Origin of the sequence: Nonomuraea sp. NPDC049504, from assembly GCF_040676845.1 — a bacterium.
GTDB classification, from domain to species: Bacteria; Actinomycetota; Actinomycetes; order Streptosporangiales; family Streptosporangiaceae; genus Nonomuraea; species Nonomuraea salmonea.
Window position 1 is genome coordinate 54728 of sequence record NZ_JBFAPT010000019.1, and the last position, 22113, is coordinate 76840.

Consider the following 22113-nt stretch of genomic DNA (forward strand, 5'->3'; position numbering starts at 1 on the left):
CATGCCAGTGACGGACCCGCAGGTGCAACCGTACGTCGGGCTACGTCCCTATCGGCGTGACGAGAGCGCGCTGTTCCACGGCCGCGGCCGGGAGGCGCAGGAGGTGGCGACGCTCTGGCAGGCCGCCGGCCTCACCGTGCTCTACGGCGCCTCGGGCGTGGGGAAGACGTCCCTGTTGCACGCCGGGGTGCTGCCGCTGCTGGATTCCGAACCTGCCGACGTCCTGCCTGTGGCGCGCATCGCCCCCCGGATGAGCAAGCCCGCGACCCGGGGCGGGAACCCGTACGTCCGCGCCCTGCTGTCGTGCTGGACGGACCGCCAGGACCTCGGGGACCTGACGATCGCGGAGTTCCTGGACGATCGGCCCGAGCAGATGGACCGCTACGGTGACCCCGTACCGATCCTCGCCGCCATCGACCAGGCGGAGGAGATCTTCCACGGCTCGCCGATCCTGGAGAAGGAGCGCAGGGTCTTCCTCGACCAGCTGGCGGAAGCCGTCAAGAAGCACCCCGGCCTGCACGTCCTGCTGGCGCTGCGCGAGGAGTATCTCTTCCTCGTCCTGCCGCACGAGCGCCGCATCGGGCAGGGCTCGCGCAGCCGCTTCCACCTCGAGGCGCTCAGCCCCGAGCAGGCCCTGCAGGTCGTGCACGGGCCGCTGCCGCAGACCGGCAGGACGATGACGCCGGAGGCCGCCGAGCTGCTCATCGACGACCTGCGTGAAGTGCACTTCGAGAACGAGGCCGGTGAGACGACCACCATCAAGGTCGACACGGTGGAGCCCATCCAGCTCCAGGTGGTGTGCTCCGCCCTGTGGGAGTCGCTGCCGCCGGAGGTCGTCGAGATCACGGAGGAGCACGCCCTCCTGTACGCCCAGGTGGAGGAGTTCCTGTCGGCCTTCTACCGGCGCACCATGGCCGAGGTGGCCGCCGAGCACGGCCTGCCGGCGAGCAAGCTGCGCCTGTGGATGCGCAAGACGTTCATCACCGAGCACGGCACCAGGAACGCCGTCTACGAGGGACTCATCGAGACCGAGGGCATGCCGAACGCGATACCGCGCGCCCTTGAGGACCATCACCTCCTCCGCGCCGAGCAACGGCTCGGCATCCGCTGGTACGAGCTGACCCACGACCGGCTCATCGCCCCCGTCACCAGGTACGAGGCGCCGGAGTCTTACCTGAAGGAGGCCCGTCAGGCGGTGGAGGAACGCGACTGGGACCACGCCCACCACCTCGCCGACCTGGCCGAGCGCGCCGCCGACGTGGACGAGGCGTGGGTACGCGCGGAGGCGGCGGAGGTCTTCGCCTCGGTGGCGCATGCCCGCGGCGACCTCGGCAGCGCCAGGCGGTACTGCGTGGAGGCGGCCGGCATCTTCTTGGAGTATCAGCGGTTCGACGGCGTGGCCCGCGCGCTGACCAAGGAAGGGCTGCTCTGGCTCGGCCAGAACGACCCGGTCCAGGCCATCCAGCGCATCAAGACCGCGCTGGACTACGCGCCCAACGACGCGTCCGTCCAGATCGCGCTGGCCAAGGCGCTCCAGCGGTCGAGCACGCCCAAGGCCGCCGAAACGATCATCAACGGCCTTCCGTCAGATCTTGCCCAGCAAGCGTGGATAACGCTTCACGAACCGGACTGATTCATTATGCTCAACGGCCATGACGCACATTCCGCGGGCTGGCAGACATTGCCCGAATGGCCGCTGACACTCGACCTGGCTGCGCTGGCGGAAAAGGGGTGGCAGCCGACCCCGTTCAGGCAATTCATCCTGAAGATTCACAGCAGATGTGATCTCGCCTGCAGCTATTGCTACATGTACGAGATGGCCGACCAGAGCTGGCGGTCACGGCCGATGCGCATGGCCCCCGACGTGGTCGACGCGGTGGCGGCGCGCATCGCCGAGCACGTACGCGCTCATGATCTCCCGTCGGTCGAGGTGATCCTGCACGGCGGCGAGCCCCTGCTCGTGCGTCCTGAGGAGATCGACAAGCTGGTCGACACGGTACGCGGCGCGGCCGGCGCCGACGTCCGCTTCACCGTGCAGACCAACGGCACCCGGCTGGACCGGACGTACCTGGAGCTCTTCGAGCGGCACCAGGTCGGGGTCGGGGTCAGCCTCGACGGCAGCGAGCAGGACCACGACCGCAACCGCCGCACCGCCGACGGCCGCGGCAGCCACCACAAGGTCGCGGCCGGCCTGCGACTGCTCGCCGAGCCGCCGTTCCAGCACCTGTTCCGCGGCCTGCTCTGCACGATCGACCTGCGCAACGACCCCCTAGAGACGTACCAGGCGCTGCTGGCGTTCGGCCCCCCGGCCGTCGACCTGCTGCTTCCGCACGGCACCTGGTCAGACCCCCCTCCCGGGCTCGACGGCGGCGACCCCGCCACGCCCTACGCCGACTGGCTGATCGCGATCTTCGATCAGTGGTATTCCGCGCCGGCTCAACCAGCCAGGGTGCGTTTGTTCGACGAAATCATCTACCTCCTCATCGGTGGCAGCTCGGTCAGTGAACAGATCGGCCTGTCCCCCGCCGCCATGGTCGTCATCGAGACGGACGGCGAGATCGAGCAGTCGGACTTCCTGAAATCCGCCTACCCGGGCGCGCCCAGCACCGGATTTCACGTCCTGCGCGATTCCTTCGATGACGTTCTGCGGCTGCCGTCCATCGCGGCCCGCCAAATCGGCTGGTCCGCGCTGTCGGACACGTGTAAAGCCTGCGCGGTCGGCCGGGTGTGCGGCGGCGGCCAGTACGCTCATCGCTATCGGCCCGGCAGCGGCTTTCTCAACCCGTCGGTCTACTGCGCCGACCTGCTGCGGCTCATCACTCACATCAAGAACACGATCCAGCGCGATTACCACGCACTGCAGAAGGACCACAGATGAACCTCGCAGAGCACCGCATCCCTGCTGCGGCCTTCGACGAACTGGCTTCGGGCGCCGGCGGAACGGCCACGGTCGAGCAGCTCAAAGCCGCCCAGCGCAGCAAGCACCTTCTCCTGCTGCGGGGCGTGCTCGAAAAGACGCGCAATGCCGGTCATCACAGCTGGCCCGAGGTACGCCGGGCCTACGACCTGCTCGCCGGCATCCAGGCCGCACATCCCGAAGCGGTCAACGCCGTGGTGCACCACCCCGCCGTCGCCGCGTGGGCGCGCCACACCACCAAGACCCTCGACACTCCCGAGCAGATGTCCGCGCTGGCGGCCGCCGCGGCCATCCGCGCCGGCGTCGCGTGCGACCTCGACGTCACCGCGATCGACGGCGTGATCAACCTGCCCTCGCTCGGCCAGTTCGTCGTGGGCCGAAGCGTCACCAGCGCGACCCTGCACTGCTCGGCCGACGGCGTGGAGGTCTCCGCCGAGGGCCTGTTCCTCCAGCTCGGCGACGACGAGCCGAACTGGCGGCCACTGCGCGGCCTGTCCGCGCAGGCCGACGACGAGCGGCTCGACGTCCTCATCGACGATCTCCACCCGCACCGCATGCCCGGGTCCGACGCCCTGCGCGCCCCCCTCACCGAGCAGGAGGCGCGGCTGTGGCAGGACCTCCTCGACGAGGGCTGGGGCCTGCTCGTACGCAACCACCTGCCGGTGGCCAAGCAGGTGTCTGCGGCGATCACCGTCTTCACCCCGCTCGCCCCGCCGCAGGAGGGCATGGGGATGGCCAGCGCCACCTCGCGCGAGACGTTCGGCTGCATCGCCATGTCGACCCCGCCCGACGCCCACGCGCTGGCCGTCACGCTGACCCACGAGACCCAGCACGCCAAGCTGTCGGCGCTGCTCGACGTCGTGCCCCTGACCAAGCCCGACAACGGCCGCCGCTACTACGCGCCGTGGCGTCCCGACCCCCGTCCCGCCTCCGGTCTCCTCCAGGGCACGTACGCCTACGTCGGCGTCACCGACTTCTGGGAACGCCAGCGGCACCTGGAGAGCGGCGAGTCGGCGATCCGGGCGAACGCGGAGTTCGCCAGGTGGCGTTCCGGAGCGCGCCAGGTCGCGGGCACCCTGCTCGACAGCGGCGCGCTGACCATGGAGGGCGAGGTCTTCGTCAGCCGGATGGCGCGCCGGCTCGACGAGTGGGCACGCGAACCCGTACCGGCCGCGGCCGCTGCCCTGGCTGAGGGAGCGGCGGACCGGCATCGTTCGCTGTGGCGCGAGCGCAATCAATGACGTAATTGGAGAATGACACCGCCCACCCGCAATCTTCGCGGTTTAGTATCAAGTGGGAGGTGTCATGCTCCGATCTGCCCGGCGCGTCCTCAAGGATTTACGCGAGCGCAGGAATATCGACGCCTACGTCATCTCCCTGCTCTCCATCGTCTTCGCCGCCCTGACGTTGGTCGGGGACAAGGTAAGTGATCAGTTCAAGTGGGCGGTGTTGCTGGCCGGGGTCGGGGTTCTGGTGCACCAGATCACGTTGCCTCGGGGTGAGGGCCGGATTTCGGACAGAGCCCTTGAAGACCGGACCGGTTTCGAGCAGACCCCTTTGAAGGATCGGCTGCGGAGCAGCCAGGAAATTTGGATGTTCGCTCCTTCGGGGGTCAACTTCCTGTCCGATGAGAACTGCCGGGCGATCGGCGGGACCGTGCTGAAGCGGCACAACGGAATCGTCAAGATGGTGGTCCTCGACCTCGAGGCGACCGCGGCGTTGGACATCGCCACCCAGCAGCTCGACAATGGGCTGGAATATCCGCTGCAGTCACTCGGCGACAGCATCCGCGCCACGCAAGGCATGATGGCCGCGATGGCGTCGTGGCAGTCGCCGGGGAGCCGGCAGTTCAAGGTGTTCGGTTATAACCCCGGGTTCAGTTTGGTGGCGTTCAATCCGCTGCAGCGGGACGGGATCATCATCGTGGAGATTCACGGGGTGAGTAATACGTCGACGTCCGGGCGGATGCATCTGGAGCTGACGCGGAAGAATGCGCCGCAGTGGTATTCGTACTGGCTGGAGCAGTTCGACGTGATCTGGCATGCTGCAAAGCCGCTGCCCTTGCCACCTGCGGAGAGCGCCTTGGAGTCCGGAGACCGGCACTGAAGCCACAATTCCGGATATTTCCTGCTACGGGATAAATGCCATCCCCACCGCCGAGAAATTTCGAAGATCTTTTGGGCTTTTGCTGCGTCGCACTTTTGCCAACCCATCAAACTGAAGGCCGTGACGAACGATCTCACCGACGCGCGGGACCGCCTGATCTCGCCCCGCGAGCTTCACCAGGTAGCGGCCCTGCTGAACATGCCGCGTCTCCATGAGAACGCCACCCGTGACGACGACGGCGCTCCCTACAAGAACCACCAGGCGGCCCTGTACGCCGGCATCGCCGAGTGGGCACGGCTGTCGGCCCAGGCGGCCGAACACCTCGGCGCGTCGGAGCAGCCTGAGACGACCGACGAGTTCGCTTACCTCATCGAATACACCGACAGGCACGCCAAAGGCTGGTATCCAGCACCCAGCGAGCAATCCCACGGGATGACCCTGGCCGACCGGGCCGAGACAGTCGCGCAGACCGTACTGACGCGCTACATCGCCCACCTGGCCGACCACCGCGACGACTACGAGCTCTGGCTGGTCGACTCGCTCTCCCTCCGGGCCAGCGTGTGGCACGTGAACACCGCCGAGGCCTACCCCCGCGGCCTCGGCCCCGACCGTCCCTCCTCGCCGTACGCGTTCTCGGACGCGGCCATCCCCCCGCACGCCGTGGAGATCCGCACCCCGACGCAGATCCACCGGGTCATGGACCACCGCATCCCGCCATGGCCCGACACCCTCCTCTGGGAAGCGGAACCAGAGCCCCAGGTCGGCCTCAGCCAGACCTACCTGGCCTCCATCGAGCACCGCCGTAACTAGAGACCATGCGACGCCGGTCATCGATGTGCAGCCGGTGCTGGACGCGGGGCGCTAACTCGGTGGTTTCAGGAGGCGTTTGTCTGGTTTGCCACTTGGAGCAGTGGGGACCTCGTCGATCACCGTGATCGTGGCGGGGACGCAGGCGGGGCCCAGACGGTCCTGGACCAGGTCACGTAGTGCCCCGAAGTCGGGGGTGCGGCCGGGGGCGGGGACGATGAAGGCGTGGGGGGCCTCGCCCTTCTCCTCGTCGGGGGCGGCTGTCACGTAGGCCTCCGCCACGTCGGGTGAGGTGGCCAGGGTGCGTTCGATGGGGCCTATGTAGTGCAGCTCGGCGTTGACGATCACCACGTCCCGCGTACGGCCCACCAGGTACAGGCGGCCGTCGGCGTCGAAGTGGCCGAGGTCGCGAGTGCGGACCCAGCCGTCCACGAACACCTCCGCCGTCTCCTCCGGGGCGCCCCAGTAGCCGATGGCCTGGGTGGGGGTGCGGACGTACAGTTCGCCGGTCTCGCCGGAGGGGTTCCTGATCTCGATGTCGATGGCGTCGGGCGGGACGCCCAAGGACGGAGGCGGGTCGTACGGCGTGGCCAGGGAGATCGAGCCGGTCTCGGTCTGGCCGTAGCCGTGGAAGACGACCGGGCCCAGCACCTCCTGGGCCTCCCGCAGCCGGGCCGCCGGGATCGGGGAGCCCGAGACCACGAGCGCGCGCAGGGTGCTCAGGTCGGACGGTGTGTCGCGCTGGGCGGCCACCAGCTTGTAGAGGCGGGGGACGGTGATGACACTGGCGGTGGCCCGGTGCTTGACGATCGCGTCGGCGAGTGACGAGGGGTCGGCGGCGGCCATGGTGCCGCCCGCGGCCAGGGTGAGGATGCCGTACTCGTACATGACCAGGCTGCTCAGCGTGCCGAAGACGAGGTAGCGCTGCAGGCGGGAGGCCAGCTCCCTGATCGCCGGCGGCCAGGCGGGCGGACGGGCGAACCAGGCGGCGTTCATGGCGGCGTACGTCTGCGCGCACGCCTTCGGCCGGCCGGTGCTGCCGCTGGTGTGGATGAGCCTGGCGACGTCGTCGGGGCGGCCGGACAGCACCAGCGAGCCGTCGTCGGGCGCGTCCAGCAGTTCCCCGAGCGCCAGGTCTCCCCCGCCGGAGGGCTGGTCGGTGACGACGGCGGTGATGTCCTGGCTCAGCACGTGATGGAGGCGGTCGGCGGGCAGTCCGGGCCGTACGCCGACGACGCGGGCGCCCACCACGTACCCCGCGATGATCGCCGCGAACGCCTCAGGCGTGACGCCGAGCCGCATCGCCACCCCGTCGCCGGGCCCGAGCCCTGCGGTGCGCAGGCCCGCCGCGCACCGGCGAATCAGGCCGAGCATCCGCGCGCCGGAGACCGTCCGGTTCTCGTGCTCGAACACGGGACGGTCCCCGGCGGCGGCCAGCACGTCCAGAACGGGCCTGGGGTACGGGTCAGCCGGCATCGGCCAGGCACTCCTTGGCGAAGGCGGTCAGCGGCTGCCGGTGCACGACCGGCAGGTCCCACTCGTTCTCCAGGTTCTCGGCCAGGTGGTGGACGGCCGTCAGCGTGCCGTCGCGGTAGTAGCGCACGACCGGGTGCAGGTAGCTGGCGTCGTGGGCGTTCTCGTAGTCGTTCTCGGCGACGCGCGGGATCGAGATGTCGAACGGGTCCACGGTGTCGTGGTCGGCGCCGTATTCGAGGGTGACGACGAAGCGGTGCCTGGCCGGGCCGAGGCCGCCGTCGGCGACGTACGCCACCGGCACCTCCTCCTGGTACAGCCCGGTGCCGTTGACGGTGACGACGTCCCCGAGCACGGCGAACTGCTGCCACAGCGCCGACGACCGGTTGACCCGCTCGATGATGGCGTCGCTGATCGCGTCCGGGCTGGGCTCGAGCTCCTGAGCGGGCCAGGCGCCGCCGTGGTAGCGGCTGGTGAGGATGCGGTGCAGGGCGCGCGCGCCGTACCGGAAGCCGTGGATGAAGCCGCTGGTGGCCTTCTTGAAGTCGCGCTGCTGGGTGAGTGTGCCGGCGAAGTACAGGCCGGGGACGTTGACGGACTCGTACGCGGAGGTCTGCTCGGGGAAGCGGTCGTCGATGACCAGCGCGGGCCGGCAGGAGTCGTCGAACACCGAGGCGTCGAACCGGAACCCGGTGCACGCGATCACCCGGTCGTAGTGCAGCTCGCGCAGCGCCTCCACGGTACGCGCGTAGCGGAAGACGACCCGGTAGCGGCCGTCGTCGAGGCGTTCGATGCTCTGCACGGTGCCGTCGAGCACGGAGTTCTGGGACTTGAGCTGGTAGCTGTCGAGGAAGTTGTTGTTGACCGCGCGCAGATGGCCGACGTAGTGGGACTGCCAGGCCATCCTGACCGAGTGCGGCCCGGCGACGTGGATGACGGCGGCCTTGGCCATGAGCGCGTCGGCGGTCTCGAAGCCCGAGTTGCCCTTGCCGATGATGAGCACCCGCTGACCGGTGAAGGACGCGGGGTCGGTGTCGAACGTGTCGTACCGTTCCGCGGTCTCGATGCCGGGGATGGGCGGCACGTTGAGCTGGGAGACGCCGGTGGCCATGATGAGGCGGCGGCTCTGCCAGGTGTGTCCCGCGGCGTCGGTGACGGTGAAGCCGTCGTCGCCGCGCCCGATGCGAACGACGTCGACGCCGTAACGTACCCGCACGCCGGTCTTCGCCGCGAAGTCGGCGAGGTAGCGGAGGAGGTCGTCGGCCTGCGGGAAGTACTCCTCGCTGTAGCGGGTGAACAGCAGGTCGGGGTCGTCGCTGAGCAGCGAGTTCCAGTCCATCCGCAGCCGCTGCTCGGGGTCGGCGTACCCGGTGTGCACCTTGTTGATGGAGATGAGCTGGCGGTGCCGCGGGAACCGGGTGAAGAAGGTACCGGGCCCGGGCCCGCGTTCGAGGACGACATAGTCATGACCGTGGCGTTCCAGCAGTGCGGCGAGCTGTAGCCCGGCCGGTCCGGCTCCGATGATCACGTAATCATGCGCCATGATCTGGAAGCTAAGGACGAATTCTCAGAGGTTTCTGAGAATTACCGCCCTATCGTCCGGGACATGCGCGACATCGAACTCACCGCCCCGCTCTGTCCCGCCGACCTCCGCCGCGCCGCGGGTCCCGTGTCCGTCGTGGTGGACGCGAGCGTACGGGGCCGGGTCGAGCGCGGCCGTGGCCACCTGCGCGAGGTGCTGAAGGAGGAGGACCGCCCGGTTTACGGGGCGACGACCGGGTTCGGGGCGCTGGTCGGGTTCGCCGGGCGGGAGGACGAGGCCGACCAGTGCGACAACACGCTCGCCCACCTCGGCGCGGGACAGGGCCCCGACCTGCCGCTCGACGTGGCCAGGGCGGCGCTGCTGGTCCGCGTGTGGTCGCTGGCCCAGGGCCTGTCCGGGGTGTCGGCGCACGTGGTGGACGGGCTGGCGGCGATGTTCGGGACGACGTTCGTCCCGGCGGTCCCGCGCTACGGCTCGGTCGGCGCGAGCGGCGACCTGATCCCGCTGGCCTACGCCACGCAGGCGCTGCGCGGCCGGGGGCACGCGTACGTGGAGGGCCGGCGCGTGCCCGCCGCCGACGCGCTGCGCGAGACCGGGCTGAGCCCGCTGGCTTTGGACGGCAGGGACGCGCTCGCCCTGGTCAACGGCACCTCGCTCACCACCGCCGCGACTGCGCTCGCGCTGGAGAGCGTGCGGGCCGCGCACCGGGCCGTCCAGACGCTGACGTGCCTGCTGGCCGACCTGCTCGGGTGCGACCCCCAGTTCCTCGATGCGCGGCTTCTGGACGCGTACGGGCATCGCGGCGCGGCGGACGTCGCCGACGGCATGCGCAAGACCCTGGCCGGGGTGCGCCCTTCGGGGACGCGGGCGCTGCAGGAGCCGTACAGCATCCGCTGCTCGCCGCAGCTGCTCGGCGCGGCCGAGGACGCGTTGCGGTACGTGGACGGCGTCGTCGCGGCCGACCTGTCGAGCGTCTCCGACAACCCGCTGTTCTTCCCCGACGACGATCTCGTGGTGCACGGCGGCAACTTCTTCGGCCAGCCGGCCGCGTTCGCCTCCGACGTGCTGGCCATGGTCGTCGCGCAGCTCGGCAACCTCGCGGAACGGCAGCTCGACCTGCTCGTCGATCCGGCGCGCAACGGCGGGCTGCCGCCGATGCTGGCCGCCGGGCCCGGGCGGCAGCACGGCATGCAGGGCGTGCAGCTCGCGACGACGGCGTTCGTCGCCGAGCTGCGGCGTGCGGCGGTGCCGGCCGGCATGCAGAGCCTGCCGACGAACCTGCACAACCAGGACGTGGTGCCCTTCGGGACGCAGGCGGCGCTGCGGGCGTACGACATGGCGGGGCTGCTGCGGCTGCTGTGCGGCTCGCTGGCCGTGGGGCTGCGGCAGGCCGCGCACGTCGGCGCGCGCCGGCCGACCGCCCCGGCCTGCGCGGAGCTGCTCGACGCGCTGGCCGAGGCGATCCCGCCGATCGACCCGGACCGGCCGCTGGACGCCGACGTCCGGGCGGCCGCCGACCTGCTTACCGGGGCGTCCATGTCGGTAAAGTGACGGAATGGCAGGTGAGCAGCAGCCGAGCGCGCGGGTCGACAGCTGGATCTGGGCGGTGCGGCTGACCAAGACCCGGTCGGTCGCGGCCGACGCCTGCCGGGGCGGTCACGTGCGGGTCAACGACGTACGCGTCAAACCGGCCCACGCGATCCGTCCCGGCGACGAGGTGCGGCTGCGGCACGACGGCCGCGAGCGGATCGTCGTCGTCTCCAAGATCATCAGCAAGCGGGTGGGCGCGGCGGTGGCCGCCGAGTGCTACGTCGACAAGAGCCCTCCCCCGCCGCCGCGCGAGGAGGCCGTGACGGTCGCCGTACGCGCGCGGGGCGCGGGCCGTCCCACCAAGCGCGAGCGCCGCAGCATCGAGAAGCTGCTGGGACGGCGGGACTAGCGGGTCGCCCTGGGGCGGTTCCACCACAGCGACAGCGCCAGGGCGGAGCCGACGAGCAGCGCCCCGCCGGCCGCGAAGCCGGCGGCGGTGTCCACCTTCTCGCGGACGACGGTGAACGCGCCGGGCAGCGAGTCGAGGGCGGTCTCCAGCTCGTCGGCGTTCTCGGCGCGGTGGTACGAGCCGCCGGTCGTCTCGGCGATCTGCTTGAGGGCCGGCTCGTCGATCATGCGGACATTGCGGCCGCGGTCGAAGCCGCCCCCGCCCCAGCCGCCCCACGAGCCGAAGCCACGGCCGTCGAACTGCGAGTTCTCGCACACCATGGGTGACGGCGTGGTGGTGCCGAAGCCGATCGGGAAGACGCGGACGTGCCGCAGGGCCGCTTCCTGGGCGGCGGTCTGCGGATCGACGCCCTGGGTGTTGGCGCCGTCGGTGAGCACGACGATCGCGGCGGCGGCGTAACCCGCGTCGCCCGCGTCGCCGGCGGGCGGGGTCGCGCCGGTGGGGGCGACGGACGGGTCCACCTCGGCGATCGCGTCGATCGAGGCCAGCATGGCCTGGCCGATGGCGGTGCCGCGGGCGGTGGTGAGGTCGTCCATCGCCTTGATCAGCGCGTCGGTGTCGTCGGTCGGCGGGACGAGCAGGCCCGCGGTGCCGGCGAACGTCACCAGCCCGATGCGCGGCCCGCCGCGCTGCGACTCGATGAACTCGGCGGCCGCCTTCTTGGCGGCGGTCAGGCGGTTGGGCTCCACGTCCGTCGAGCACATGGAGCCCGAGGTGTCGAGGGCCAGCAGGATCGTCGCCGACCGCTGCGCCACCGGCACCTCCGCCTGCGGCCTCGCTGCCCCGACCGCGAGCAGCGCGAGGCCCGCGACGAACAGGGCCGGCGGGATCTTCCTGATCCACCGCGTACGCCCCGGCACGGCGGTGCGGACCAGCGCGATCGACGTCACGCGGACGGCGGCCCGCCGTCGGCGGCGCAGCGCCCACCAGCGCACGGCGAAGATGAGCGGGATGACCAGCGCGAACAGCAGCGCCCACGGCCACGAGAACGTCACTCAGACCACCTGCCAGGGCGTCCGGTTCATGAGCATTCAGATCACCCGTCCAGAGCGGAGCACGGTGAGCGCCGCTCCCGCGGTGAGCAGCGCGAGGGCGAGCCAGATCAGCCCGCCGGCGAGAGGCAGCGGCTCGTCGGAGACGGTGAGCCGCAGGTCGATGGTGTCGGCGACGCCGTCGAGCAGGGCGGCGTCGGAGGCGGGGTGGTAGTCGCCGCCGGTCGTCTGCGCGATCTTGGTCAGCGTCTCCTCGTCCAGCGAGGTCTGCAGGTTGTAGCCGTCCACCTTGACCGTCGCGCCCGCCGTGGTGCCGACGCCGACCGTGTGCACCTGGACGCCGGCCGTCTGCGCCACCTCGGCGGCCTTGTCGAGGCCCTGGCCCTGGTTCTGGCCGTCGGAGAACACCACGATCGTCGCCGACGGCCAGTAACCGATGTCCGGTACGTTCCCCTCCTTGTCGATCGTCACCTGCTTGCCGCTGATCGCCGTCAGCGAGACCGCGATGGCCGCGCCCAGCGAGGTGCCGCCGGCGACCTTCAGCCGGTCGATGGCCTTGAGCGCCTTGGCGTGGTCGGCGTCGGGGCGGGCCGTCGTCAGCGCGCCCCGCTCGAACGCGACGACTCCGATGTCCACGCTGTCCGGCTGGGCCGCCACGAACGCGCGGGCCGCCCGTTGCGCCGCCGCCAGCCTGGTGGGGGCCACGTCGTCGGCGCCCATGCTGTTGGAGACGTCGATGGCGAGGATGACCGTCCCCGCCGTACGCGGCACCGGCACCATGGCCGTCGGCCCCGCGGTGGCGATCGCGAGCACCGCGACACCGGCGATCGTCAGCCCGGCGCCGAACGACGTACGCCTGCCTCCGGCCAGGGCGACCCCTGCGGCGGCGAGCGCCGCTTTGCGGCGGCGCCCCGACACGACGACCGCCCAGCCGAGCGCCACCGTCACCAGCAACCCGACGACCAGCGACAACGGCGAGGACAGCGTCATGACACCTCCTCCACCGGTGCCGCGGGGCCGGTCATGAGCGCCGGTCCCTGGTTTTGGCGACGACCTCGACGAGGGTCTCGGCCAGGTCGCGTTCGGTCTCCACGCGGTGCACGGGGACGCCCGCGCGGCGCATGCCCGCGGTGAGGCCGGCGTCGCGGGTCGCCACTGCCTCGCGGAAGCGGACGCGGAGCAGGGGGTCGGCGGAGTCCACGACGAGTTGCTCGCCGGTCTCGGCGTCCTCGACCACGATCAGGCCGGCCTCAGGGAGGACGTCGTCGGCGGTGTCCACGATGCGCAGGGCGACCACCTCGTGGCGGCGGGCCAGGCGCTGGAGTGAGCGTTCCCAGTCGCCTTCGCCGATGAAGTCCGACAGGACGAGGATGAGGGCTCGGCGCCGGGCCAGCCGTCCGGCCGCGTCCAGCATCTCGGCCAGGTCAGTGGTCGCGCCGCCGCTCCGCCCGCCGCCGCGACGTCCGCCGCCGCGACGTCCGCCGCCGCGACGTCCGTCGGAGGCGCGTTCTGCGGTGCGGTCGAGTTCGGCGGCGATGCGGAGGGCGTGTCTGCGGGACGTGCCGGGTGGCACGACGCGCAGCATCCCCGTGTCGTACAACAGCGCCCCCACCCGGTTCCCGCCCCGCCCGAACAGCCGGGCGAGGACCAGCGCCAGCTCGGCGAGCACGTCGTGCTTGGCTCGTCCGGGCCGGCCCGCCGCCATCGAGGCCGACCGGTCGAGCACGAGCCACACGGTCAGCTCGCGGTCCTCGGTGAACACCCGCAGGTGCGGCTCGTCCAGCCGCGCGGTCACGTTCCAGTCGATGTGGCGGGCGTCGTCGCCCTCCATGTACGCCCGCAGCCCCGTGAAGTCGATCCCGGAGCCCCGGTACGTGGTGCGGTGTGCCCCCTGGAGCCGGCCGTCGAGCCTGCGGACGACCTTCCACTCCAGGCGGAGCAGGAGTTTCTCTGGGGCGGTTGCCATGGCGGGTCAGCGGTTCTGCAGGACGACGTCGGGCGCGCGGACGGCTCCGAGCACTCTGGTGACGATCGTGTCGGGGTCGATGTCGTCGGCGAGCGCCTCATACGACAGGACGAGGCGGTGCCGCAGCACGTCGAGGGCGAGTTCGGCGAGGTCGTGCGGCAGGACGTAGTCCCGCCCGCGCAGGAACGCCAGTGCCCTGGCCCCGGTGACGAGCGCGATGGAGGCCCGGGGGCTGGCGCCGTGGGTGACGTACCGTTCCAGCTCGCCGAGCCCGGCCGTCGCCGGGGAGCGGGTGGCGGTGACCACGCGGACCGCGTAGTCGACGATCGCCGGGTCGACGTACACCTGCCGGGCGCGTTCCCGCATGGCCATCAGGTCGCCGGTGGTCAGCATCGGCTGCGGCGGCTCGGGCGGGCGCAGCGCCCGCGCGACGATCGCCTGCTCCTCGGCCTGTGCCGGGTAGTCGACGATCACCTTCATCATGAACCGGTCGACCTGCGCCTCGGGCAGCGGGTACGTGCCCTCCGACTCGATCGGGTTCTCCGTCGCCATGACCAGGAACGGCTCGGGCACCCGGAACGTCTCACGCCCGATCGTCACCTGGTGCTCCTGCATGACCTCCAGCAGGGCGCTCTGCACCTTGGCGGGGGCGCGGTTGATCTCGTCGGCCAGCAGCAGGTTCGCGAACACGGGGCCGAGCTCGGTCTTGAACTCGCCGGAATGCTGGTGGTAGACGCGGGTGCCGATGAGGTCGGCGGGCACCAGGTCGGGGGTGAACTGCACGCGCTGGAAGCTGCCGTCGATGGCGGCGGCGAGCGAGCGTACGGCGAGGGTCTTGGCCAGGCCAGGCACGCCCTCGACCAGCAGGTGGCCGTCGGCGACCAGCGCCACGGCCATGCGTTCGAGCAGCACGTCCTGTCCGACGATCGTACGTTTGACCTCGAACAGCACCTGTTCGAGCGGGTGGGCCTGGCCCGGCTCCATCGGGGTCATGGGGTCCCTTCGCGTCATATCTGCAGTCCTTGGCCGGGCGGGCCGTCGCCGTCGTCGCCGCCGAGTGCGGCGCCGATCGGCACCGCGAACGCGATCCCGGCGAACGCCTCGTCGCCTCCAGGGTCGGCGATCGAGACGACGATGCCGATCACCAGGCCGCGGGCGTCGAGGAGGGGGCCGCCGGAGCTGCCCGGGTTGACGGAGGCGTCGAACTGGATGAGCCCGTTAAGGTCGCCGTCGTCGGAGGTGCGGTCGGCGGTCCTGTTCAGGCCGGAGACGACGCCGGTGGAGACGCTGTACGTCAGGCCGAGCGGGTTGCCGATCGCGATCACGGGCGCGCCGACGGTCACGCCGCCGCCGAGCGTCGCGGGGACGAGGATCTCGGGCAGCTTCGCGGGCTTGAGCGTGGCGACGTCGCGCTTCGGGTTCTCCGACGTGACCGCCGCCTTGGCCTTGGTGCCGTCCGCGAAGCGGAGTGTGACCTCTTTCGCGCCCTTGATGACGTGGTGCGCGGTCAGGATCGTGCCGTCGTCGGCCGCGATCACCCCCGTACCGAATGATGTGCCCGCCTGGACGACCACCACTGACGGGCCGACGCGTTCGAAGACGTCGGACACGGTCAGGGTGGCGCTTGGTGACGGTGTCGGGCTGGGGCTCGGCGCGGCCTGCTCGGCTCCGCCCGTGACGCTGCCCAGCGCGTACGCCAGGACCGCGACAACCAGCAGCGCCGCACCTGTGGCGACGATCCACCGGACGCGTTTCCCGGCCCCGGCCCCCTGGGCTGCCTGTTCCGCCTGCGCCCCGTTGACGTCGGTGGCCGCACGGTCCGCCTGCGGCACACGCTCCATCGCCCCATAGTCATAAATCTCAGGCGAAAGTGCTACAAACTTCGCCTGAGAACTTCATGAGAACCACCTCCTGGTTAGGCGACTTCCGTAGGGGTAGGCGTCGGCCCCGTAGAGGACGCGCGGCGAGGGAGGGCTCCATGCGCCGGTTGCTGGCGATCGTGAACGCGGCGGCGGGCGGCGCCGGCGACGACGACGTGGTCGCGGACATCATGACCGTGCTGCACGAGCACGCCGACACCGCCGAGGTTCGCCTCGACGACCCCGGCGCGCTCGCCAAGGCGCTGGACGAGCACCCCGACCGCGACCCGGTCGTCCTCGGCGGCGACGGCACGCTGCACACCCTGGTCGCCACCCTGTCAGAACGGGACGAGCTGGCCACCAGGACCGTCGGCCTGATCCCGCTCGGCACCGGCAACGACCTGGCACGCGGCCTCGGCATACCGCTCGACCCGGTGGAGGCCGCACGGGCGGCGGCGTCGGGCCGTCCCCGGCCGCTCGACCTGCTGCGCGACGACGAAGGCGGCATCGTGGTCAACGCCGTGCACATCGGCGTGGGCGTCGAGGCGGCCCGCACCGCCACGCCGCTCAAGCCGGTGCTGCGCCGCTTCGCGTACGCGGTGGGGAGTCTGGTGGCGGGCGCGCGTACCAAGGGACTGCCGCTCAAGGTGGAGGTGGACGGCCAGGTGGTCGCGGACGGCCGGCGCCGGGTCCTCATGGTCGGCATCGGCAACGGCACCTCGATCGGCGGCGGCACGCCCCTCACCCCCGACGCCCGCCCCTCCGACGGGCTCGCGGACGTGGTCGTCTCGTTCGCCACCGGCCCGCTGCAGCGGCTCATGTACGGGGTGCTGCTCAAGCTCGGCCGGCACACCGAGCGGCCGGAGGTGGTCACCGTACGCGGAACGCGCGTCCACGTGTCCGGGCCTGACCTGCACGTCAACGCCGACGGCGAGCTGACCGGCCCGCACGCCGCCCGCACCTGGACCGTGGAGCCCCACGCCTGGCGGATGGTTGCACCTCAAGCAGCTTGAGGTCCCATAGTGACGGCATGGACGAGCTCTACTCGATCGGGGACGCCGCCCGCCGCACCGGCCTGAGCGTCAGCGCGATCCGCTTCTACGCCGACGCCGGCATCGTCGCCCCCACCCGCCTGGCCGAGTCCGGCACCCGCCTGTACGACCTGCGCGCCATCGCCCGCCTCGACCTCGTCCGCACCCTGCGTGACCTGGACACGGGCCTGGACGACATCCGCCGCCTCCTGGCCGGCGAGACGACCCTGCACGACCTGTTCGTCCTGCACCTGGAGCTGGTCGAAAGCCAGGAACGCACGTTACGCGCCCGCCGCGCGGTGCTCCGCACGCTGGTCGGCCAGGGCGGCACCATCGAGCAGGCCGCCCTCATGCAGCGGCTCGTGTCGATGTCCGACGAGGAGCGCGAACGCCTGATCGACGACTTCTGGACGGAAGTCAGCGAGGGGCTGGACGCCTCCCCCGTCTTCGTCGACAGCCTCCGCGCCATCCGCCCCCACCTGCCCGACGACCCCACCGCCACCCAGCTGGAAGCCTGGATCGAACTGGGCGACCTGGTAGGAAACCCGGACTTCCGCCAAGCAGTCCGCACATACCTCCAGGACGCCTACCACACCCCACCAGGCCGCCAGATGACCACCACCCCCGTACAGGAGTTCATCCACATAACGGGCACCGAGATCATGGCGGACCTGCTGGCCGCCCACCGCGAGGGCCTCCCGCCGGACGCCCCCAGGGTGAAAGCCGCCGCCACCCGCCTCGCAGCGGCAACCGCCGACCTGACCGGCAAACAACCGGACACCGCCTTCACGTCCGACCTGGCCGCGAAGTTCCGCCTGATCGAGGAGATCGAACGCGAGCCGTTGGACGAGGACCCGGCCTTCGACTCGACCCACGGCAGATACCTGTCGCTGGTGGCCACCATCAACGCCACCCCACCCGACCCCCCGATCCCCTTCACCTGGCTCGCCGCCGCACTTGAACACTCTGTTTAAAACTTACTGTTGACAATTTGTCGTTGTCTGCGCCACTTTAGTTCCATGCCGAACTCCCAGCAGTCAGACCCCTTCACCGCGCCGCACCCCGAGCAGGCGCGTGCCGAGAGGGTGCACGCGTCCCTCTTTCGGATCGCCGAGCGGCATGCCGCCACCGACGAGCAGCGGGTTCGGCAGGTTCATCCGTCGATGCTCGGGCCGCATGAGGCCGTCAGGCTGGTGACGTTCCTGCTCAGCGGGGCCGCCGCGGTCGATGACGGGGAGCCCGCCGTGGATCAGGCGGACATCACCGCCGCGTTGAGTCTTGTTCCGCTGGTGCGGAGTGAGATGGATGCGCTGGAGGCCGGGTTGCTGGAGATGGCGCGGGGGCGGGGGATGACGTGGCAGGAGATCGCGTTCGGGCTGGGGCTCGGCACCGCGCAGGCGGCGCGGCAGCGGTACGAGCGTCTCGCCGATCGGACGGCCGCCGAGGAGACGCCCTGACTTTGGGCCTTGCGTGGGGGCAGGTTCTCCGTTAATCCTTAGGAAACTTTCCTAAGAGATTGAGGGAGTGGTCACGTGCGTAGACTCCTGGCCCACCTGGCGGCGTTATGCCTGGCCGCGGGCGTGCTCGCGGTGCTCGTGCCGAGTGCGGCGAACGCGGCCGCCTGCGCCGGCGCCTGGAGCTCCTCCGCCGTCTACACCGGCGGGGCGACGGCGTCGTACAACGGGCGCAACTGGAGGGCCCAGTGGTGGACCCAGGGCGAGACGCCGGGCAGCGCCGCCGTCTGGGCCGACCAGGGCACCTGCACCGGCGGCAGCGGCGGCGGGACGTCCTGCAGCTACCCGAACTGGGTGGCGGGACAGTGGTACGCCGTGGGCAGCATCGTCCGCTACACCGACGGCAACCACTACATCGCCGTCCACGAGAACCCCGGCTACGACCCGGTGATCAGCCACTGGTACTGGGACCCGTACACCTGCGACGGCGGCGGCCCCACCGACCCGCCGCCCGACCCGTCCGGGTTCGTCGTGAGCCAGGCGCAGTTCGACCAGATGTTCCCGGGCCGGAACTCCTTCTACACCTACAGCGGCCTCGTCGCGGCCCTGAGCGCGTACCCGGCCTTCGCCAAGACCGGCAGCGACACCGTCAGGAAGCAGGAGGCGGCGGCCTTCCTCGCGAACGTCGGCCACGAGACCGGCGGCCTCGTCCACATCGTGGAGCAGAACACCGCGAACTACTCACACTACTGCGACCCCGGCCAGTCGTTCGGCTGCCCGGCCGGCCAGTCCGCCTACTACGGCCGCGGCCCCATGCAGCTGAGCTGGAACTACAACTACAAGGCCGCCGGTGACGCGCTCGGCCTGCCGCTGCTCACCAACCCGTGGCTGGTGCAGCAGGACGCCTCCGTCGCCTGGAAGACGGCCATCTGGTACTGGATGACCCAGAACGGGCCCGGCACCATGACCGCGCACAACGCGATCGTCAACGGCCACGGCTTCGGCGAGACCATCCGCAGCATCAACGGCCGCGTGGAGTGCGACGGCGGCAACCCGGCCCAGGTCCAGAGCCGGATCAACAGCTACCAGCGCTTCACCCAGATCCTCGGCGTCTCGCCGGGCGGCAACCTCTCCTGCTGATCCCTCCCCTCCGACGGCCCGCCTGCTTCGTGGCGGGCCGTTCAGGGTTTGGGGATCTCGCCGTTCTCCTGCCACTTGGCGTACTTGGTGGTGAAGACCGATTCGTACGTGCCGTTCACGCCCATCGGCACCTTCCATGCCAGCTCGAACCTCGCAGGGCGGTTCTGGGAGCCGAGAGTCAGCTCGTACGTGATGAAGGACTTGTCGTCGTCCGGCACCTGGCCGCCCAGCCAGGAGGCGAGCAGGGTCCGCAGCCGGCCGGCGGCCGTGGTGGTGGGCAGGCCACCCGAGTAGGTACGGCCCTTGGCCTGGAAGGTCGTGCTGTTCTGGACGACGTCCCTGATGACGGACGGTCCCGCGGTGCCCGCGACCAGCAGGGCGAACCACGGCTTGTCTGCCGTCTTCTGCTCCAGGGTCAGGGCTCGGGCGCCCGGCCGGTCCACGTACAGCTCGTCGTCCGCGACGACGTAGTCCGCCTCTCCTGAGCCGTCGGCGGGATTGACGTGCATGGTGAAGGCGTCGGAGTCGGAGGCGTCGTCGTGGTGCAGGCGGCCGGAGGCCACGGCGGTGGCGGCGCTCTGGGTGAAGCCGCCCTCGTACGAGAAGGTCGCGGCGGGCGTGGCACTGAGCGCGAGGTCGAGGGCGGCGGCCAGGTCGGCCTGGGTACGGGGCGCGGGTGCCGACGTGGGGGTGGCGGAGGTGGCATCCCGCTCGGTGGTGCTGGTCGGCCGATCGGTGGTGGTCGGTCCTTGGGCGGTGGTCGCGCCAGGGAGGGTGTTCAGCAGGATCACGCCCGTGAGCACGGCGGCCGTAGCAACAGCCGCGATTGGAACGATCTTGACGCGGCGCCGGGGCGGCACGGTCGCCGACTGCCCCGGGGGCGCGGGGGTGGCGCCGGGCCAGGGAGGCGCGTTGCCCGTGCGGGACGGCCAGGTGCGCTTGACGCGGTCGGTGATGTCGGCGACCGCGTCCACCGGGGCGACCGGCTGCCCGCGCCACGCGGTGGCGACCGCCGCGAGCACCTCGCCCATCGCCGGCCGCTGCTCGGGCGCCTTCGACAGGGCCCGATCGGCCAAGGCTCTGAGCGCGGGCGGCAAGGCGGTGGTGTCCACCGGGTTCCGCAGCACGCGCAGCGCGAGCACCTCGGGCCGCTCGCTCCCGTACGGCTGCCGCCCCGTCGCCGCGTACACGACGACCAGCGCCCAGCCGTACACGTCGGCGGCAGGACCGGTCGGGCCGCCCGCGTACTCCTCGGGGCTGACCCACCCCGGCGAGCCCACCACGTGGCCGGTCGCCGTCAGGGCGGTGCCGTCGAGGGCGCGGGCGATGCCGAAGTCCACCAGCCGGGGCCCGTCCGGCGACAGCATCACGTTGGACGGCTTCAGGTCGCGGTGCACGACCCCGGCCGCGTGCACGGCGGTCAGCGCCTCGGCGAGCCCGGCGGCCAGGCCGTACAGCTCGTCGCCGCGCAGCGGGCCGTGCTCGGCGACATGCTCGGTCAGGGTCCGGCCCGCGATGTGCTCGGTCGCCAGCCAGGGCTGCGCCGCGTCGGCGCCGTCGGCCAGGATGCGTACGCAGTAGGCGCCCCGCACCCGGCGCAGCATCGCGACCTCGCGCCGGAACCGCGCCCTGAACTCCTGGTCGGCGGCGTGCGAGTCGTGGATGAGCTTCACGGCCGCGCGCTGGCCGGCCGCGTCCACGCCGGCGTACACGACCCCCATCCCGCCGGCGCCGAGCCGCCCCACGATCCGGTACGGTCCCACCTGCTCCGGGTCGCGCGTCGGGCCTGGCACCGCTTCCCCCTCCGCCCGCGACGACGATGATCGCGAGCAGACTATCGCCCGGAGTCCCCCGGTATCAGGCGAACTCGTCGAGCCTGTCCCCCGGCACCAGCGCGCCGAGCCGTCGCACCGCCTGGTAGTACGACCAGGCGAGCCGCTCGCACACCCTCCTGCGCGCCCCTTCGTGACCGGCGCACACCTGGCGCAGGTCGTGCAGGAAGGCGTCGTCCACGTGCGCCTTGTTCTCCGTGAACCGGCTGACCGCCTTGTAGTTGCGGTAGCCGAAGTCGTGCCGCGTGCAGGGCATCCTGAAGTCGAAGCCGAGCGGCTTGTCGGGGCTGGCCGAGCACTGGTCGGTGGTCCAGTCGAAGGCGTACGCGGCCCACGAGCCCTGGTCGGACCAGGCGTCCCGCCAGGCGGCCGAGCTGGCGTCGGTGGGCTGGGTGAACGCGGCGAGCGTGGCCAGCTTCTGCTCCAGCGTCACGGCGTGCGCCGGAGCCGGATGCGTGAGAACGGCGGTGGTCAGGGCGAGGGCGGCGAAGGATCGTCCGAGCATGAGAGCCTGCCTGTCGGGCCGGAACCTGTCCAGGCAAGCCTCGCCGGATCACCCGTGACGACGCGGGGAGACACGCTCGGGGCCTCCCCCAAGTTTTAGTAGATGCGGTACTTCTTGCCGCAGTTGTCGAACTTCCCGGCCCAGCAGGTGAACGTGTAGACCTTCTTGATCCCGTGCCCGCTCCACGTGCCCACGACCTTGCCGTCCCACGCCTTGTTGAACTTCGTCCAGTGACCGTTCTGGTACACCTCGAACCAGACCCAGCCCTTCTTCCCGCCCCGCTTGTCCACCCCGTACCACTTCGTGAACACCTTGCCACCCGACTGCCACGTCTTGCCGAACGTGTACGCCTTGTGGTCGCTGGAGAACACCTTCCCCCACGACGTCCCCGTCGAAGCCTGAGCCGGCGCCGTCATCGCCAGACCGGTGACAGCCATCGAACCGGCAAGAGCAGCGATCGCCAGAGTCTTACGCATGTCGGGTTCCTCC

At 71.0% G+C, this 22113-nt stretch carries 21 protein-coding genes; 11 read left to right on the forward strand and 10 right to left on the reverse strand.

Annotated features, from left to right (window positions below; genetic code table 11):
• Position 1: 1 nt before the first annotated feature.
• The 5 genes from AB0K28_RS31670 to AB0K28_RS31690 all read left to right on the forward strand — a co-directional run bounded on the left by AB0K28_RS31670 (position 2) and on the right by AB0K28_RS31690 (position 5833).
• Positions 2–1633, forward strand: coding sequence for a tetratricopeptide repeat protein (locus tag AB0K28_RS31670; protein WP_364377275.1), 1632 nt, complete (start codon positions 2–4; stop codon positions 1631–1633).
• Positions 1634–1639: 6 nt separating this feature from the next.
• Entirely contained in the window at positions 1640–2878 is a 1239-nt protein-coding gene (locus AB0K28_RS31675; protein ID WP_364377277.1) for an FxsB family cyclophane-forming radical SAM/SPASM peptide maturase, read from the forward strand.
• Complete coding sequence (locus AB0K28_RS31680; protein ID WP_364377279.1) at positions 2875–4158, forward strand: HEXXH motif domain-containing protein; 1284 nt, start codon at positions 2875–2877, stop codon at positions 4156–4158. The genes AB0K28_RS31675 and AB0K28_RS31680 overlap by 4 nt, the downstream gene beginning before the upstream one ends.
• A 64-nt stretch (positions 4159–4222) precedes the next feature.
• Complete coding sequence (locus AB0K28_RS31685; protein ID WP_364377281.1) at positions 4223–5023, forward strand: hypothetical protein; 801 nt, start codon at positions 4223–4225, stop codon at positions 5021–5023.
• A gap of 120 nt (positions 5024–5143) precedes the next feature.
• Complete coding sequence (locus AB0K28_RS31690) at positions 5144–5833, forward strand: hypothetical protein (protein ID WP_345390859.1); 690 nt, start codon at positions 5144–5146, stop codon at positions 5831–5833.
• 51 nt (positions 5834–5884) lie between these two features.
• On the opposite strand, the gene AB0K28_RS31695 is transcribed toward AB0K28_RS31690, so the two are convergent.
• Entirely contained in the window at positions 5885–7306 is a 1422-nt protein-coding gene (locus tag AB0K28_RS31695; protein ID WP_364377283.1) for a fatty acid--CoA ligase family protein, read from the reverse strand.
• Positions 7296–8846, reverse strand: a complete 1551-nt coding sequence (locus tag AB0K28_RS31700; RefSeq protein ID WP_364377285.1) for an NAD(P)-binding domain-containing protein — start codon at positions 8844–8846, stop codon at positions 7296–7298. The genes AB0K28_RS31695 and AB0K28_RS31700 overlap by 11 nt, the downstream gene beginning before the upstream one ends.
• A 63-nt stretch (positions 8847–8909) precedes the next feature.
• Between AB0K28_RS31700 and AB0K28_RS31705 the strand changes: the two genes are divergently transcribed.
• A complete protein-coding gene (locus AB0K28_RS31705) occupies positions 8910–10397 on the forward strand; it encodes an aromatic amino acid ammonia-lyase (protein ID WP_364377287.1) in 1488 nt (495 codons plus the stop codon).
• A 4-nt stretch (positions 10398–10401) separates the two neighbouring features.
• On the forward strand, positions 10402–10785 hold the full coding sequence (locus AB0K28_RS31710; RefSeq protein ID WP_345390874.1) for an RNA-binding S4 domain-containing protein: 384 nt from the start codon (positions 10402–10404) through the stop codon (positions 10783–10785).
• On the opposite strand, the gene AB0K28_RS31715 is transcribed toward AB0K28_RS31710, so the two are convergent.
• Genes AB0K28_RS31715 through AB0K28_RS31735 form a run of 5 tightly spaced genes read right to left on the reverse strand, consistent with a single transcriptional unit; the run spans position 10782 to position 15644 of the window.
• On the reverse strand, positions 10782–11840 hold the full coding sequence (locus tag AB0K28_RS31715) for a VWA domain-containing protein (RefSeq protein WP_364377289.1): 1059 nt from the start codon (positions 11838–11840) through the stop codon (positions 10782–10784). The two genes, AB0K28_RS31710 and AB0K28_RS31715, sit on opposite strands and share 4 nt — an antisense overlap.
• A 36-nt stretch (positions 11841–11876) precedes the next feature.
• Positions 11877–12827, reverse strand: a complete 951-nt coding sequence (locus AB0K28_RS31720) for a VWA domain-containing protein (RefSeq protein WP_364377291.1) — start codon at positions 12825–12827, stop codon at positions 11877–11879.
• Positions 12828–12858: 31 nt separating this feature from the next.
• Positions 12859–13803 carry a DUF58 domain-containing protein gene (locus AB0K28_RS31725; protein ID WP_364377293.1) on the reverse strand — a complete coding sequence of 315 codons (945 nt, stop codon included), beginning with the start codon at positions 13801–13803 and terminating at the stop codon, positions 12859–12861.
• Positions 13804–13809: 6 nt separating this feature from the next.
• Complete coding sequence (locus AB0K28_RS31730; RefSeq protein ID WP_364377295.1) at positions 13810–14814, reverse strand: MoxR family ATPase; 1005 nt, start codon at positions 14812–14814, stop codon at positions 13810–13812.
• On the reverse strand, positions 14811–15644 hold the full coding sequence (locus AB0K28_RS31735; protein WP_364377297.1) for a trypsin-like peptidase domain-containing protein: 834 nt from the start codon (positions 15642–15644) through the stop codon (positions 14811–14813). Before AB0K28_RS31735 ends, AB0K28_RS31730 begins: the two co-directional genes overlap by 4 nt.
• Positions 15645–15781: 137 nt before the next feature.
• On the opposite strand from AB0K28_RS31735, the gene AB0K28_RS31740 reads away from it, so the two are divergent.
• The 4 genes from AB0K28_RS31740 (at position 15782) to AB0K28_RS31755 (ending at position 19287) form a co-directional block, all read left to right on the forward strand.
• Positions 15782–16675, forward strand: a complete 894-nt coding sequence (locus AB0K28_RS31740; RefSeq protein WP_364377299.1) for a YegS/Rv2252/BmrU family lipid kinase — start codon at positions 15782–15784, stop codon at positions 16673–16675.
• A gap of 17 nt (positions 16676–16692) precedes the next feature.
• On the forward strand, positions 16693–17667 hold the full coding sequence (locus tag AB0K28_RS31745; RefSeq protein ID WP_364377301.1) for a MerR family transcriptional regulator: 975 nt from the start codon (positions 16693–16695) through the stop codon (positions 17665–17667).
• A gap of 45 nt (positions 17668–17712) precedes the next feature.
• Positions 17713–18150 carry a DNA-binding protein gene (locus AB0K28_RS31750; RefSeq protein ID WP_364377303.1) on the forward strand — a complete coding sequence of 146 codons (438 nt, stop codon included), beginning with the start codon at positions 17713–17715 and terminating at the stop codon, positions 18148–18150.
• Positions 18151–18225: 75 nt separating this feature from the next.
• Positions 18226–19287: a glycoside hydrolase family 19 protein gene (locus AB0K28_RS31755; RefSeq protein ID WP_364377305.1), complete on the forward strand. Its 1062-nt coding sequence runs from the start codon at positions 18226–18228 to the stop codon at positions 19285–19287.
• A gap of 41 nt (positions 19288–19328) precedes the next feature.
• On the opposite strand, the gene AB0K28_RS31760 is transcribed toward AB0K28_RS31755, so the two are convergent.
• From AB0K28_RS31760 to AB0K28_RS31770, 3 genes are all read right to left on the reverse strand, one after another.
• Positions 19329–21080, reverse strand: a complete 1752-nt coding sequence (locus AB0K28_RS31760; RefSeq protein ID WP_364377307.1) for a serine/threonine-protein kinase — start codon at positions 21078–21080, stop codon at positions 19329–19331.
• A 64-nt stretch (positions 21081–21144) separates the two neighbouring features.
• Entirely contained in the window at positions 21145–21624 is a 480-nt protein-coding gene (locus AB0K28_RS31765) for a phospholipase (RefSeq protein WP_364377309.1), read from the reverse strand.
• Positions 21625–21719: 95 nt separating this feature from the next.
• Complete coding sequence (locus AB0K28_RS31770; RefSeq protein ID WP_345390790.1) at positions 21720–22100, reverse strand: hypothetical protein; 381 nt, start codon at positions 22098–22100, stop codon at positions 21720–21722.
• Positions 22101–22113 lie beyond the last annotated feature (13 nt).

What these genes read in the sequence shown, in the direction of transcription:
- AB0K28_RS31670 (WP_364377275.1), top strand. Translation starts at nt 2, where the DNA reads ATGCCAGTGACGGACCCGCAGGTGCAACCGTACGTCGGGCTACGTCCC.
- AB0K28_RS31675 (WP_364377277.1), top strand. Translation starts at nt 1,640, where the DNA reads ATGCTCAACGGCCATGACGCACATTCCGCGGGCTGGCAGACATTGCCC.
- AB0K28_RS31680 (WP_364377279.1), top strand. Translation starts at nt 2,875, where the DNA reads ATGAACCTCGCAGAGCACCGCATCCCTGCTGCGGCCTTCGACGAACTG.
- AB0K28_RS31685 (WP_364377281.1), top strand. Translation starts at nt 4,223, where the DNA reads ATGCTCCGATCTGCCCGGCGCGTCCTCAAGGATTTACGCGAGCGCAGG.
- AB0K28_RS31695 (WP_364377283.1), bottom strand. Translation starts at nt 7,306, where the DNA reads ATGCCGGCTGACCCGTACCCCAGGCCCGTTCTGGACGTGCTGGCCGCC.
- AB0K28_RS31700 (WP_364377285.1), bottom strand. Translation starts at nt 8,846, where the DNA reads ATGGCGCATGATTACGTGATCATCGGAGCCGGACCGGCCGGGCTACAG.
- AB0K28_RS31705 (WP_364377287.1), top strand. Translation starts at nt 8,910, where the DNA reads ATGCGCGACATCGAACTCACCGCCCCGCTCTGTCCCGCCGACCTCCGC.
- AB0K28_RS31710 (WP_345390874.1), top strand. Translation starts at nt 10,402, where the DNA reads ATGGCAGGTGAGCAGCAGCCGAGCGCGCGGGTCGACAGCTGGATCTGG.
- AB0K28_RS31720 (WP_364377291.1), bottom strand. Translation starts at nt 12,827, where the DNA reads ATGACGCTGTCCTCGCCGTTGTCGCTGGTCGTCGGGTTGCTGGTGACG.
- AB0K28_RS31725 (WP_364377293.1), bottom strand. Translation starts at nt 13,803, where the DNA reads ATGGCAACCGCCCCAGAGAAACTCCTGCTCCGCCTGGAGTGGAAGGTC.
- AB0K28_RS31730 (WP_364377295.1), bottom strand. Translation starts at nt 14,814, where the DNA reads ATGACGCGAAGGGACCCCATGACCCCGATGGAGCCGGGCCAGGCCCAC.
- AB0K28_RS31735 (WP_364377297.1), bottom strand. Translation starts at nt 15,644, where the DNA reads ATGGAGCGTGTGCCGCAGGCGGACCGTGCGGCCACCGACGTCAACGGG.
- AB0K28_RS31740 (WP_364377299.1), top strand. Translation starts at nt 15,782, where the DNA reads ATGCGCCGGTTGCTGGCGATCGTGAACGCGGCGGCGGGCGGCGCCGGC.
- AB0K28_RS31745 (WP_364377301.1), top strand. Translation starts at nt 16,693, where the DNA reads ATGGACGAGCTCTACTCGATCGGGGACGCCGCCCGCCGCACCGGCCTG.
- AB0K28_RS31750 (WP_364377303.1), top strand. Translation starts at nt 17,713, where the DNA reads ATGCCGAACTCCCAGCAGTCAGACCCCTTCACCGCGCCGCACCCCGAG.
- AB0K28_RS31765 (WP_364377309.1), bottom strand. Translation starts at nt 21,624, where the DNA reads ATGCTCGGACGATCCTTCGCCGCCCTCGCCCTGACCACCGCCGTTCTC.
- AB0K28_RS31770 (WP_345390790.1), bottom strand. Translation starts at nt 22,100, where the DNA reads ATGCGTAAGACTCTGGCGATCGCTGCTCTTGCCGGTTCGATGGCTGTC.